The 13345-nt window shown below is 70.1% G+C and carries 12 protein-coding genes and 1 pseudogene; 8 read left to right on the top strand and 5 right to left on the bottom strand.

Going from position 1 to position 13345, the window contains the following annotated elements; all coding sequences use genetic code 11:
* Positions 1-86: 86 nt before the first annotated feature.
* The 5 genes from ACMATS_RS19385 to dnaA all read right to left on the bottom strand — a co-directional run bounded on the left by ACMATS_RS19385 (position 87) and on the right by dnaA (position 6771).
* Positions 87-614, bottom strand: a complete 528-nt coding sequence (locus ACMATS_RS19385) for a DUF721 domain-containing protein (RefSeq protein WP_390777275.1) — start codon at positions 612-614, stop codon at positions 87-89.
* Entirely contained in the window at positions 611-1735 is a 1125-nt protein-coding gene (recF, locus tag ACMATS_RS19380; RefSeq protein ID WP_414168580.1) for a DNA replication/repair protein RecF, read from the bottom strand. The genes ACMATS_RS19385 and recF overlap by 4 nt, the downstream gene beginning before the upstream one ends.
* A gap of 44 nt (positions 1736-1779) precedes the next feature.
* Positions 1780-2658: a phosphogluconate dehydrogenase (NAD(+)-dependent, decarboxylating) gene (gene gnd, locus ACMATS_RS19375; RefSeq protein ID WP_390777273.1), complete on the bottom strand. Its 879-nt coding sequence runs from the start codon at positions 2656-2658 to the stop codon at positions 1780-1782.
* Between the two features lie 125 nt (positions 2659-2783).
* Positions 2784-3914: a DNA polymerase III subunit beta gene (gene dnaN / locus ACMATS_RS19370; RefSeq protein ID WP_336410780.1), complete on the bottom strand. Its 1131-nt coding sequence runs from the start codon at positions 3912-3914 to the stop codon at positions 2784-2786.
* A 1018-nt stretch (positions 3915-4932) separates the two neighbouring features.
* Positions 4933-6771 carry a chromosomal replication initiator protein DnaA gene (dnaA, locus tag ACMATS_RS19365; RefSeq protein WP_390777272.1) on the bottom strand — a complete coding sequence of 613 codons (1839 nt, stop codon included), beginning with the start codon at positions 6769-6771 and terminating at the stop codon, positions 4933-4935.
* Between the two features lie 434 nt (positions 6772-7205).
* Here dnaA and rpmH point away from each other — a divergent pair, with 434 nt between their 5' ends.
* From rpmH to ACMATS_RS19325, 8 genes and pseudogenes are all read left to right on the top strand, one after another.
* The gene (rpmH, locus tag ACMATS_RS19360) at positions 7206-7343 is read left to right on the top strand and encodes a 50S ribosomal protein L34 (RefSeq protein WP_003949374.1); all 138 of its coding nucleotides are present in this window, start codon (positions 7206-7208) and stop codon (positions 7341-7343) included.
* A 25-nt stretch (positions 7344-7368) separates the two neighbouring features.
* Positions 7369-7737 (top strand): annotated as a pseudogene (rnpA, locus tag ACMATS_RS19355) (ribonuclease P protein component); the annotation flags it as partial.
* A gap of 59 nt (positions 7738-7796) precedes the next feature.
* Positions 7797-8114 carry a membrane protein insertion efficiency factor YidD gene (gene yidD, locus ACMATS_RS19350; protein WP_390777271.1) on the top strand — a complete coding sequence of 106 codons (318 nt, stop codon included), beginning with the start codon at positions 7797-7799 and terminating at the stop codon, positions 8112-8114.
* A 3-nt stretch (positions 8115-8117) separates the two neighbouring features.
* Positions 8118-9194, top strand: a complete 1077-nt coding sequence (gene yidC, locus ACMATS_RS19345) for a membrane protein insertase YidC (protein ID WP_390777270.1) — start codon at positions 8118-8120, stop codon at positions 9192-9194.
* Between the two features lie 14 nt (positions 9195-9208).
* Entirely contained in the window at positions 9209-9730 is a 522-nt protein-coding gene (locus tag ACMATS_RS19340; protein WP_390777269.1) for a protein jag, read from the top strand.
* A 134-nt stretch (positions 9731-9864) separates the two neighbouring features.
* Positions 9865-10581, top strand: a complete 717-nt coding sequence (gene rsmG / locus ACMATS_RS19335; protein WP_390777268.1) for a 16S rRNA (guanine(527)-N(7))-methyltransferase RsmG — start codon at positions 9865-9867, stop codon at positions 10579-10581.
* Between the two features lie 286 nt (positions 10582-10867).
* The gene (locus ACMATS_RS19330; protein WP_390777267.1) at positions 10868-11944 is read left to right on the top strand and encodes a ParA family protein; all 1077 of its coding nucleotides are present in this window, start codon (positions 10868-10870) and stop codon (positions 11942-11944) included.
* Positions 11941-13050: a ParB/RepB/Spo0J family partition protein gene (locus ACMATS_RS19325; protein ID WP_390777266.1), complete on the top strand. Its 1110-nt coding sequence runs from the start codon at positions 11941-11943 to the stop codon at positions 13048-13050. The genes ACMATS_RS19330 and ACMATS_RS19325 overlap by 4 nt, the downstream gene beginning before the upstream one ends.
* Positions 13051-13345: the final 295 nt, after the last annotated feature.

The raw sequence follows: 13345 nt of genomic DNA, 5'->3' as shown, positions 1-13345 counted from the left end.
AGCGCTTCCGGATGTCAACCACCCGCTACGGTGCGCGCAGTCGCGTGCCGCACCATGCGCACCACGGGTCAACCCGCCGCGCCGGATCACCCGTAGGTGTCGCCGGGACCGCGGCTGCCGGGGGCCCGCAGCGAGCCGTACCGGCGTGCGGGGCCGCCCGGCCCCAGCACCTTGATCATTTTCACGGTGCCCTGGCCGAGGTCCGCATTGAGCCGGGCCACCAGCTGCGGGGCCAGCAGCCGCAGCTGCGTCGCCCACGCCGTCGAGTCGCACTGCACCGTCAGCACGCGCTCGTCCTCGTCGTACTTCTGCGGCTCGCAGTGCAGGGCCACCTCCGGACCCACGATCTGCGGCCAGCGGCCCATCACCCCGCCCACCGCCGCGGGCGTCTCCCAGCCGCGCTCGGTGATCAGCCGGTTGATGGCGGCACCCAGCGGCAGCGGGTCGCGGCCGTCGGCGCGTGCCCCGGAGCGCAGGCCGCCGCGGCGCGCCTGCTTCTTCTGCTGCGCGGCGTTGCCGCGCGCCCGCGCCTGCTCTTTCGCGGCGCGCAGCGCGACCCGCGCCAGGTCCACACCGGACGGCTCCGGCGGCTTGGGGGCGGACTTCTCGCTCATACGCGCTCGACCACACCTTCCGCGACCGCGTACCGGGCACCCACGAGCAGGTCCGGCACGTCGTCGTCCACAGCGGCCGTCACCAGCACCTGCTCGCCCGGCGCGACCAGTTCGGCCAGCCGCTCCCGCCGCCGGGCGTCCAGCTCCGCGAAGACGTCGTCCAGCACCAGCACCGGCTCGTTGCCCTCTGAGCGCAGCAGTTCGTACGAGGCCAGGCGCAAGGCCAGCGCGTACGACCAGGACTCGCCGTGGCTCGCATAGCCCTTGGCGGGCAGCCGGCCGAGCCTGAGCAGCAGTTCGTCGCGGTGCGGGCCGACCAGCGTCACGCCGCGCTCGATCTCCTGCTTGCGGGCCTCGGCGAGCGCGGCCAGCAGCGCCTCGTACAGCTCCTCGCGCGTCTGCGCGTCCTCGATGGCGGCCGGGCCGCGGTAGTCGAAGGCGACCGGGCCGCCGCCCGGGGCCAGCTGCTCGTACGCCTTGTCGGCCAGCGGACGCAGCGTGGTGATCAGGTCGAGCCGCTGCGCCAGCAGCTCGGCGCCCGCACGGGCCAGGTGCTGGTCCCAGATGTCGAGCGTGGACAGATCCATCTGCCGGCCGCCGTGGCGGCGGGCCATGGCGGCCGACTTCAGCAGGGTGTTGCGCTGCTTGAGCACGCGCTCGTAGTCGGAGCGCACGCCCGCCATGCGCGGAGCACGGGCCGTGATCAGCTCGTCGAGGAAGCGGCGGCGCTCGCCCGGGTCGCCCTTGATCAGCGCCAGGTCCTCGGGCGCGAACAGGACCGTCCGCACGATGCCGAGCACGTCGCGCGGCTTGACCTGGGAAGAGCGGTTGATACGGGCCCGGTTGGCCCTGCCGGGGTTGAGCTCCAGCTCGATCAGCTGCTGCCGCTCGCCCTGGACGACCGCGGCGCGGACGACCGCGCGGTCCGCCCCCATCCGCACCAGGGGCGCGTCGGAGGAGACCCGGTGGCTGCCGAGGGTCGCCAGGTAGCCGACGGCCTCGACGAGATTGGTCTTGCCCTGGCCGTTGGGGCCCACGAAGGCCGTGACGCCAGGGTCGAGCGGGACTTCCGCCCGGGCGTACGAGCGGAAGTCGGCCAGCGACAGATGCGAAACGTGCATGAGTGGCGAGCCGACCTCCCCCGGCTGTTGCTGCTTGCTTCTGGTTACTTCTTGGTCTCGACCGCGTGGCCGCCGAACTGGTTGCGCAGCGCGGCGATCATCTTCATCTGCGGCGAGTCCTCCTGGCGCGAGGCGAACCGCGCGAAGAGGGAGGCCGTGATCGCCGGAAGCGGCACGGCGTTGTCGATGGCGGCCTCGACCGTCCAGCGGCCCTCGCCGGAGTCGGCGGCGAAGCCGCGCAGGCCGTCCAGGTGCTCGTCCTCGTCGAGGGCGTTGACGGCCAGGTCGAGCAGCCAGGAGCGGATGACGGTGCCCTCCTGCCAGGAGCGGAAGACCTCGCGCACGTCGGTGACGGAGTCGACCTTCTCCAGCAGCTCCCAGCCCTCGGCGTAGGCCTGCATCATCGCGTACTCGATGCCGTTGTGGACCATCTTGGCGAAGTGGCCCGCGCCGACCTTGCCCGCGTGGACCGAGCCGAAGTCGCCCTCGGGCTTGAGCGCGTCGAAGACCGGCTGGACCTTCGCCACGTTCGCGGCGTCGCCGCCGTACATCAGGGCGTAACCGTTCTCCAGGCCCCAGACACCGCCCGAGACGCCGCAGTCGACGAAGCCGATGCCCTTGGCCGCGAGCTCCTCGGCGTGCTTCTCGTCGTCCGTCCAGCGGGAGTTTCCGCCGTCGACGACGACGTCGCCGGGGGAGAGCAGCTCGGCGAGCTCGTCGATGGTGGACTGGGTGGCGGCGCCGGCCGGGACCATGACCCACACGACGCGCGGACCCTGCAGGGAATCCACAAGCTCCTTGAGGCTGTGGACGTCCGCCAGGTCCGGGTTGCGGTCGTATCCGATGACGGTGTGGCCTGCGCGGCGGATGCGCTCGCGCATGTTGCCGCCCATCTTGCCGAGACCGACGAGACCGAGCTCCATGGGTGATCCTCTTGCCTTGATTGCGATGCGTACCTGCTCTACGAGCCTACGCCCGGGGCCGGGTGCACACCTGTGGGGTGCGGGCGCTCAATGGTGAACGGCCCCGCACCCCTCGGTCGTCGTCCTCAGCCGGACAGGCGCACCGGCATGATCAGGTACTTGTACGCCTCGTCCGCCTCCGCGTCGAGCGCCGGCTTGCCGCTGAGCAGCGCGGGCTTGGTGGAGGTGGTGAAGGACAGCTGGGCCACCGGGGAGTCGATGGCCGAGAGGCCCTCGAGCAGGAAGGCGGGGTTGAAGGCGATCGAGATGTCGTCGCCGTCGAGCTGGGCGTCGACCCTTTCCACAGCCTGTGCGTCGTCGCTGGAGCCGGCCTCCAGGATCAGCACGCCCTGCTCGAAGCTCAGGCGCACCGGGGTGTTCCGCTCGGCGACGAGCGCCACACGCTTGACGGCCTCGACGAACGGGGCGGTCTCGATCACGGCGACGGAGTTGAACTCGGTCGGGAACAGCGTGCGGTACTTCGGCAGGTCGCCCTCGAGCAGGCGCGTGGTCGTACGGCGGCCGGCGCCCTCGAAGCCGATGAGGCCCTCGCCCGCTCCGGAGCCGGCCAGCGCCAGCGCCACCGTGTCGCCGCTGCTGAGCGACTTGGCGGTGTCCAGCAGGGTCTTGGCGGGCACCAGGGCGACCGCGGAGATGTCCGGGGTCTCGGGCTTCCACATGAACTCGCGGACCGCGAAGCGGTAGCGGTCGGTGGAGGCCAGGGTGACGGTGTCGCCCTCGATCTCGATCCGGACGCCGGTGAGCACGGGGAGCGTGTCGTCACGGCCGGCGGCGATGGCGACCTGGGAGACGGCCGAGGCGAAGACCTCCGCCGGGACGGTGCCCGTGGCGGTCGGCATCTGCGGCAGCGCCGGGTATTCCTCCACAGGCAGGGTGTGGAGTGTGAATCGCGAGGAGCCGCAGACGACGGTGACGCGCACGCCGTCCGTGGAGATCTCCACAGGCCTGTTGGGGAGTGCCCGGCAGATGTCGGCGAGGAGCCGGCCGGAGACGAGGACGGTGCCGTCCTCCTCCACGTCCGCCTCGACCGAGACGCGGGCCGAGACCTCGTAGTCGAAGCCGGAGAGGCTCAGGGAGCCCTCCTCCGCCTTCAGCAGCAGGCCCGCGAGGACCGGCACCGGCGGACGGGCCGGGAGGCTGCGGGCCGCCCAGGCCACTGCCTCCGCGAGTACATCGCGCTCCACCCGGATCTTCACCGGTACCGCCTCCTGCTGTTGCTGGCTCGCCCTGCTGGCTTCGTCGTCGGCTGAGTGCCGGGGACCAGTCTGACGCACGTTGCTGACAGTCGGTGCGGCTGGCGGTCAAGTCGAGGTGGGAGGCGTGGCGCGGCCCGGGGCGAAGTTGTGCACAGGACCCACTTCGAAGCGAGTTTCCCGGCTTAACTCTGTGGTCGTAGTAGTAGGGCCTGTGGAAACCGTGGAAAACTTCCTTTGCCCAGGTCAGGGCCGATTTTTTGTCCACCGGGCCTGTGGGCGCACGCAGTGGAAAAACCGGGTCCGCTGTGGACTGCGGAAAGTTCTGCACACCCGGTGCACAGGCGGGGGCCACTTCTCCCCAGCCGTGTCCCCAGGTTTACCCACGTTCCCCACAGCCCAACCGGGCAACTTGGTGTGACGCCTTTCACTCGGTGCGGTGAGCTTCGGCGTTTCGTTGCCGAACAGTGGACAGGAGTGTGGAAAGGCTGTGTATAAGACCGGTTCTCCTGTGGGTTGCCGGTGGACAACGCGGAGCGAGCCTGTGGGCAGCCCCGCCGTCCACAGGCTGTGGAACCTCGTCGGCCACAAATCCACACCCCCGTGACCTCGCCTGATGGCATATCAACAGCCCGGTCTGTGGACACGTTCGGGATAACTTCGCAGGTCCCCAGGGTGTGGACGGCCGTTCGGGGCCTGATCTGTGGAGAACCGCCGGTCCGGGGCTTGTATTCGAACACCGCTGCCGGTCCGGGACCGCCGCCGGGGCGCCCAGGGGCCCGCCGGAAACGGCGAAGGGCGCTCCGGGCTGTGTCTTCCCGGGGGCAACCCCCGGACCCCCGGCCGGTCCTGGTTGCCCCGTCCGGAAACGGCGAAGGGCGCTCCGGGCTGCGTTTTCCCGGGGGCAACCCCCGGACCCCCGGCCGGTCCTGGTTGCCCTGTCCGGGAACGGCGAAGGGCGCTCCGGGAAGCCTCCCGGAGCGCCCTTCCGCGCTCTCAGAACGGGTCGTCGAACGGGTCGTCAGCCGTTCTTGATGCGGTTCGTCAGCTCCGTCACCTGGTTGTAGATGGAGCGCCGCTCGGCCATCAGCGCACGGATCTTGCGGTCCGCGTGCATCACGGTCGTGTGGTCGCGGCCGCCGAACTGTGCACCGATCTTCGGCAGCGACAGGTCCGTGAGCTCACGGCACAGGTACATCGCGATCTGCCGGGCCGTCACCAGCACGCGGCTGCGCGAGGCTCCGCACAGGTCCTCGACGGTGTGCCCGAAGTAGTCGGCCGTCGCCGCCATGATGGCCGGCGCGGTGATCTCGGGCGAGGCGTCCTCGCCGCCGGGGATCAGGTCCTTGAGGACGATCTCGGTCAGCCCGAGGTCCACCGGCTGCCGGTTGAGGCTGGCGAACGCGGTGACCCGGATCAGCGCGCCCTCCAGCTCGCGGATGTTGCGCGAGATGCGGGAGGCGATGAACTCCAGGACCTCCGGCGGGGCGTTGAGCTGCTCCTGCACGGCCTTCTTCCGCAGGATCGCGATCCGCGTCTCCAGCTCGGGCGGCTGCACGTCCGTGATCAGGCCCCACTCGAAGCGGTTGCGCAGCCGGTCCTCCAGGGTCACCAGCTGCTTGGGCGGCCGGTCCGAGGACAGCACGATCTGCTTGTTCGCGTTGTGCAGGGTGTTGAAGGTGTGGAAGAACTCCTCCTGAGTCGACTCCTTGCTCGCCAGGAACTGGATGTCGTCGACCAGCAGGATGTCCATGTCGCGGTAGCGCTTGCGGAACGCGTCCGCCTTGCCGTCGCGGATGGAGTTGATGAACTCGTTGGTGAACTCCTCGGAGCTCACGTAGCGCACCCGCGTGCCCGGGTAGAGGTTGCGCGCGTAGTGCCCGATGGCGTGCAGCAGATGGGTCTTGCCGAGGCCCGACTCCCCGTAGATGAACAGGGGGTTGTAGGCCTTGGCCGGCGCCTCGGCCACGGCCACCGCTGCCGCGTGGGCGAAGCGGTTGGACGCGCCGATGACGAAGGTGTCGAAGAGGTACTTGGGGTTCAGCCGGGCCGTCGGCTCACCGGAGCCCGAGGCGGGCGCGGGCTGCGTCCCGCCGGCCGACGGCCGCTCGCCGCGGTCCCCGCCGCCCGGTGCGGGCCGGGGAGGGCCGTCGGGCAGCTCGCGGCGCTGCGGCTCGTACGCCGGGCGCTCGGGCGCGGCGGAGCGGTAGTCCGGCTGCTGCTCGTACTGCTGCGGATACGGGGCGTCGCCGTGCTGCGAGGCGTACGGGTCGCGTTCGCCCTCGGCGAAGCCGCCCAGACGCGGCTGCTGCCAGCCGTAGTCGCCGCCCCGCTCGGGCACGGCCGGACCGGGGCCGCCGTGCCGCGGCCAGGCGCCCGGCTCGGGCCGGGGCTGCTGGTAGTCGGGGTACGCGGGCCGGACCGTCGGCAGGTCGTCGGGCGGGGCCTGGCGGCTGCCGTAGCCGCCGCCCTGGCCCTCGTAGGGCTCGTACGCCTCGCGGCCGTCGTACGGCTGCCGGCTCTCCTGGGGGCGGTGCTCCTGGGGACGGTGTTCCTGCGGCCGGGGCTCCGGGAGCGCGCCCGCGGAGTCGTCCACGGTGATCGCGATCCGGATCGGGCGGCCGCACTCGCGGCTGAGGGTCTCGCCGACGATCGGGGCCAGCCGGCCCTCGAGGACGCCCTTGGCGAACTCGTTGGGCACGGCGAGCAGCGCGGTGTCGGCGACCAGCGCCAGGGGCTGGCAGCGCCGGATCCAGTGCTCGTCCTTGGTCTCCACGCCTTGGCCACGGCCCTCGCCGCCCAGGAGCTGCTCGAGTACGCGCGGCCACACTGCGGCAAGATCGGCGGGCAGGTCAGCCACAGGGCACGCTCTCTCAGTCAGCGGGGGCGCCCTGGAGTCCCACGAATGTGTGGTTCTCGGGACGGGCGGGAAGGATTCGGAGTTCAGCCACGGTAGTCAGGCCACGGTGCACGGTTCAAGTCGTTGTCCACAGGGTGTGCACAAATGTGCCATGCCCCGCTCCGCACCGCTCCCCTGCGTGCCCGGCACGGACCGGGCCTGCGGGAGGCTACGGTGTACCCCTGGTGCGCTGCCGGTTTGACCGGATGGCGTAACCGCGCGTACCGTGACCAGGTCGAGTTGTCGATGGCTGCTGCCGCCTGCCTCCGATGGGCAACGACCACGCCCGAGGGTGCGGTCATGAAGCGGTGCACTTGGGCGTATTGCGAGTTCCTCGTGGGCGCACGGTGACAGCCAGGCGATGTCCCGCCATCACACATTTCTGGAGTCCCCGAGTGAGCAAGCGCACCTTCCAGCCGAACAACCGCCGTCGCGCGAAGACCCACGGCTTCCGCCTGCGCATGCGTACCCGTGCCGGCCGCGCGATTCTCGCGTCCCGCCGTGGCAAGGGTCGCGCCCGCCTGTCGGCCTGAGCAGCCTGACGCCAAGGTCCATGACGTGCTGCCTTCCGAGTCTCGGCTGAGGCGGCGCGAGGACTTCGCGACCGCGGTGCGCCGAGGACGCAGGGCCGGCCGCCCGCTCCTCGTCGTCCACCTTCGCAGCGGTAACACGGACCCGCACACACCCGGGAGCACAGTCTCCCCGGTGCGTGCGGGTTTCGTCGTGAGCAAGGCCGTGGGCGGAGCCGTCGTCCGCAACCTGGTCAAGCGCCGGCTGCGCCATCTCGTGCGCGACCGGCTGGATCAGCTGCCCGCCGGTAGCCTGGTGGTGGTGCGAGCCCTGCCCGGCGCGGGCGAGGCGGACCACGCCCAGCTGGCCCGCGATCTCGATACCGCGCTGCAGCGGCTGCTGGGAGGGGCGCCGCGAAGCAATCCCCCGGAGGGAGACCCCCGGAACCCCGGTATCGACCCGGGAGGGAGCGCACAGTGAAGTACCCGCTGCTCTGGTTGATCAAGATTTACCAGTGGACCATCAGCCCCCTGCTGGGGCCGGTCTGCAAGTACTACCCGTCGTGCTCGCACTACGGTTATACGGCCATTGACCGGCATGGTGCGGTCAAAGGCACGGTGCTGACGGCCTGGCGCATCCTGCGCTGCAACCCGTGGTCGCTCGGTGGCGTCGACCACGTCCCTCCCCGGAAGCGTCCGGTCTGGCACCAGCGGCTGAGGAGCCGACTGGGCGGGCACCCCGCCGCGGGGTCCGTCGCACAGCCCGAGACTCAGCCCAACGCCCAAGGAGCCTGATTCGTGGACACGATCCTCGGTCCCCTTTATTACGCTGTTTCCTGGATCATCGTCCAGTTCCACTCGTTCTACAGCCTCGTCTTCGACAGGAACAGTGGCGCGGCGTGGGGTCTGTCCATCGTCTCGCTGGTGGTGCTGATCCGCATCTGCCTGATCCCGCTCTTCGTGAAGCAGATCAAGGCCACGCGGAACATGCAGGCGCTCCAGCCGAAGATGAAGGCGATCCAGGAGCGTTACAAGAGCGACAAGCAGCGCCAGTCCGAAGAGATGATGAAGCTCTACAAGGAGACGGGCACCAACCCTCTCTCGAGCTGTCTCCCGATCCTGGCCCAGTCGCCCTTCTTCATCTCGCTGTACCAGGTCCTGAACCACATCGCCCAGGGCAAGACGGTCGGCGTCATCGACCAGTCGCTGCTGGACAGCGCGCGCAAGGCGCACATCTTCGGCGCCCCGCTGTCCGCGAAGTTCATGGACTCCGCGAGCAAGATCGAGAGCCTCGGCGCCACGCTGACGGACGTCCGTGTCGTCACGGTCATCATGATCGTGCTGATGTCGCTGTCGCAGTTCTACACGCAGCGCCAGCTGATGACGAAGAACGTCGACCTCACGGTGAAGACGCCGTTCATGCAGCAGCAGAAGATGCTGATGTACGTCTTCCCCATCATGTTCGCCGTCTTCGGCATCAACTTCCCCGTCGGTGTCCTGGTCTACTGGCTCACCACCAACGTGTGGACGCTCGGCCAGCAGATGTTCGTCATCCGCCGCAACCCCACTCCGGGCAGCCTCGCCTTCCAGCAGCGCCAGGAGCGCCTGCGGGCCCAGGGCAAGCTCAAGGAGGACCCGGCGCAGGTCGAGGCGAAGAAGGTCGCCGAGGCCGCCCGTGCCGCCCGTCAGCAGCCGAAGCGGCAGACCAAGGCCCAGCGGCAGACCGGCCAGTCCTCCGCCGCGGAGCAGGACGTCGAGCAGCAGAAGCAGGACGAGGGCGGCAAGCCGAAGCCGGCGGGCGGCTCGTCCCGTAACGCCAAGTCCGGGCAGCGCAAGGGCGGCCCGCAGCGGCCCAAGCACCCGTCCAAGAAGTGAAGAAGGAGTCCACCGTGACGGACACACAGCGTCAGACCAGTGCGGCCGCCGCTGAGGGCACCGACACCCTGTCCCGCCTGGAGCAGGAGGGCGAGATCGCGGCCGACTACCTCGAGGGGCTGCTGGACATCGCCGATCTCGACGGCGACATCGACATGGACGTCGAGGCCGACCGCGCCTCTGTGTCGATCATCAGCGACTCCACCAGCCGCGACCTGCAGAAGCTGGTGGGCCGGGACGGCGAGGTGCTGGAGGCGCTCCAGGAGCTGACCCGGCTCGCGGTGAACCGGGAGACCGGTGACCGCAGCCGTCTGATGCTCGACATCGCGGGCTTCCGGGCGCGCAAGCGCGAGGAGCTGGCCAAGATCGGTGCCCAGGCCGCGGACGAGGCCAAGAGCACCGGGCAGGCCGTCCGGCTCGACCCGATGACGCCGTTCGAGCGCAAGGTCGTCCACGATGCGGTGGCCGCCGCGGGCCTGCGCAGCGAGTCCGAGGGCGAGGAGCCCCAGCGCCGCGTGGTCGTTCTCCCGGCCTGACGTCACGTACCGCTTCCAGGTAGCCACGGCCCCGTCTGCTCGCAGGCGGGGCCGTGGTTTCCCCGATACTCAGAACTCCCCGGGTCTCTTGTCGCCCGGGTCCCAGAACAACGTTGTACGGAAGGACGGTTCTCGTGGAAGAGGCAGCGGAGCTCCCCCCGGCGCCCGCGGTGGCGCGGGAAGTGTTCGGTGACCGCTTTCCGGAGGCCGTCCGCTATGCGGAGCTGCTCGCGGATGCGGGTGTGCAGCGCGGACTGATCGGCCCCCGTGAGGTTCCCCGGCTGTGGGAGCGGCACCTGTTGAACTGCGCGGTGCTCTCCGAGGCCGTGCCGGAAGGCGTCTCGGTGTGCGACGTGGGCTCGGGCGCCGGGCTCCCGGGCATCCCGCTGGCCCTGGTCCGTCCCGACCTGCAGATCACCCTGCTGGAGCCGCTGCTGCGGCGCACGACGTTCCTCCAGGAGGTCGTCGAGCTGCTGGGGCTGGACCACGTCACGGTGGTGCGCGGCCGGGCCGAGGAGATGATGGGCAAGGTCCCGCCGGTGCACGTGGTGACGGCCCGGGCCGTGGCACCGCTGGACCGGCTGGCGGGCTGGGGCGTGCCGTTGCTGCGGCCGTACGGCGAGATGCTGGCCCTCAAGGGCGACACCGCGGAGGAGGAGCTCACGGCCGCGCGGGCGGCGCTGAGCAAGCTCGGTGTCGTGCGCACCTCGGTGTTCCAGGTCGGCGAGGGCGTCGTGGACCCATTGTCCACCGTGGTGCGGGTGGAGTGCGGGGAGAGCCCCGGCGGTGTGCGCTTCGCGGCGAAGCGGGCCAAGGCGGCCCGGGCCGGCCGCGCCCGGCGGCGCCGCTGAGCCGGGGCGGCACCGGGCCGTTCTGCCGCTGCCGAAGCTCCTGGCGCGATTGCTCCATACAAGCTGGCAAAACTACCCGTTACGGAGTGTCGCAATGAGGTAGCGATGCGTCGTATGCATCGTGTTTCACGTGAAACATCGCTCCTTGCTGCACGGAATCATCAATCGTGGTCGCGCGGCTGCCATGCCGCGCGACCGTCGCCCGGCCGAGGGCGTGAGTTCATCCACAGGCCGGGTGGATTCATCCACAGGAGAACGGGCCTCGCTGGTTCACGACCCCGAAAGCATGGCAGGCTCTGTTCATCGCGAGCCTGATGTCGAGGAGAGTGAATCCTTGCGGTCCGACGCCAATATCGCGGGGCCGATGACCGATCCGGTCCCCGGCCCCCGTCCCGCCGACTCCGAGCCCATGGCTCCCCCTGGTGCCCCGCCGTCCGACGAGGCCGTTTCACGTGAAACGCGGCCTCCGATGCCCCGGCCCGAGCAGACCCGGGTGATGGTGGTCGCCAACCAGAAAGGCGGGGTGGGCAAGACCACGACCACGGTGAACCTGGCGGCCTCGCTGGCGCTGCACGGCAACCGGGTCCTGGTCATCGACCTCGATCCGCAGGGCAACGCCTCCACCGCGCTGGGCATCGACCACCACGCCGAGGTGCCGTCGATCTACGACGTGCTGGTGGACAACAGGCAGCTCTCCGAGGTCGTCCAGCCCGTCGTGGACGTGGAGGGGCTGTTCTGCGCCCCCGCCACCATCGATCTGGCCGGTGCCGAGATCGAGCTGGTCTCGCTCGTCGCCCGCGAGAGCCGACTGGACCGCGCCATCAAGGCGTATGAACAGCCGCTGGACTACATCCTGATCGACTGCCCGCCCTCCCTGGGCCTGCTGACGGTCAATGCGCTGGTCGCCGGTGCGGAGGTGCTGATCCCCATTCAGTGCGAGTACTACGCGCTGGAGGGCCTGGGGCAGCTGCTGCGCAACGTGGAGCTGGTGCGGGGTCACCTCAACCCCAAGCTCCATGTGTCGACGATCCTGTTGACGATGTACGACGGGCGGACCCGGCTGGCCTCCCAGGTGGCCGAAGAGGTGCGCAGCCACTTCGGGCACGAGGTGCTGCGGACCAGCATCCCGCGCTCGGTCCGTATCTCGGAGGCGCCCAGCTACGGGCAGACGGTGCTGACGTACGACCCGGGCTCCAGCGGTGCGCTCTCCTACTTGGAGGCGGCCCGGGAGATGGCGCTCCGGGGGGTGGGCGTGCATTACGAGGGCGGTGGGGCCCATACCGTTGGGCATCAGGCCATGGGGCAGTCCGTGGGCCACCAGCAGCAGCAAGAGCAGCACAGTATGTCGGAGGGGCTTCAGTGAGTGAGCGACGTAGAGGACTGGGCCGTGGGCTCGGTGCGCTGATCCCGGCAGCGCCGAAGGGATCGGAGAACAGTGCACCGGCCGTGGGCTCCGGTGCGACGTCTCCCACGGCGGTGCCGGTGCTGACGGCGGAGCGGGGGCCGGCTGCGGCCAAGGTGACCGCGTTCCCGGTCGGCGAGGTGCCCGCTGTGCTCGATTCCGTTTCACGTGAAACAGGAGCCGAGCAGCCCGCGGAGGCCGCGGAGGCGGTTGCGGGCGCCCACTTCGCCGAGCTGCCCCTGGACTCCATCACCCCCAACCCGCGTCAGCCGCGGGAGGTGTTCGACGAGGACGCCCTCGCCGAACTCGTCACCTCGATCCGTGAGGTCGGGCTCCTCCAGCCCGTCGTGGTCCGGCAGTTGGCTCCGGAGCGCTATGAGCTCATCATGGGCGAGCGCCGCTGGCGGGCCTGCCGTGAGGCCGGGCTGGAGAAGATTCCCGCCATCATCCGGGCCACGGACGACGAGAAGCTTCTGCTGGACGCCCTGCTGGAGAACCTCCACCGCGCCCAGCTGAACCCGCTGGAGGAGGCTGCCGCCTACGACCAGTTGCTCAAGGACTTCAAGTGCACGCATGACGAGCTGGCGGACCGCATCGGGCGTTCGCGTCCCCAGGTCTCCAACACGCTGCGGCTGTTGAAGCTCTCCCCCGCCGTGCAGCGCCGGGTTGCTGCCGGTGTGCTCTCCGCCGGGCATGCCCGGGCCCTGCTCTCGGTCGACGACTCGGCGGAGCAGGACCGGCTCGCCCATCGCATCGTGGCCGAGGGGCTCTCGGTGCGTGCCGTGGAGGAGATCGTGACCCTGATGGGGTCGCGTCCCGCCTCGGCCAAGCCCAAGGGTCCCCGGGCCGGTGCGCGGGTCTCTCCGGCACTGACCGACCTGGCCTCGCGGCTCTCGGACCGGTTCGAGACCCGTGTGAAGGTCGACCTCGGGCAGAAGAAGGGAAAGATCGTCGTCGAGTTCGCCTCGATGGACGACCTGGACCGGATCCTCAGCGCACTGGCTCCGGGCGAGGGCCGGGTGCTGGCGCAGAAGCTCGCACACGACGACGATGAGGGCGCGGCGTAGCCCTGCTGCGACACCGCCGAGGGCGGGTTGTGTTTCACGTGGAACCTCCGCGGGAACACAACCCGCCCTTTGCCTTCTCCAGCTATCGGGTCAATCGACGTGCGGATACGATGCGTTGGGGTATCGCACATCCACGTTGGACACGGTTCACGGAGGGGCGAGGCCATGCGAACGGTGAGCCGGACCGGACTGGTGGCAACGGGCTTGGGCCTGGGAGCAGTCGGCGGATTCGTCGGCAGCCTCCTCAGGGAACGCAGTGCGCTGAACGCCGCCCGGAGCACGGGACGCGACGGAA

It is taken from the genome of Streptoverticillium reticulum (genome assembly GCF_047456005.1).
GTDB lineage: Bacteria > Actinomycetota > Actinomycetes > Streptomycetales > Streptomycetaceae > Streptomyces > Streptomyces reticulum.
Note: the sequence above shows the minus strand (reverse complement) of the source record. Positions and strands in the feature narration are given on the sequence as shown.

Excerpts from the sequence above, each read along its gene's own strand:
- ACMATS_RS19385 (WP_390777275.1), bottom strand. The coding sequence starts at position 614 with ATGAGCGAGAAGTCCGCCCCCAAGCCGCCGGAGCCGTCCGGTGTGGAC.
- recF (WP_414168580.1), bottom strand. The coding sequence starts at position 1,735 with ATGCACGTTTCGCATCTGTCGCTGGCCGACTTCCGCTCGTACGCCCGG.
- gnd (WP_390777273.1), bottom strand. The coding sequence starts at position 2,658 with ATGGAGCTCGGTCTCGTCGGTCTCGGCAAGATGGGCGGCAACATGCGC.
- ACMATS_RS19330 (WP_390777267.1), top strand. The coding sequence starts at position 10,868 with ATGGCAGGCTCTGTTCATCGCGAGCCTGATGTCGAGGAGAGTGAATCC.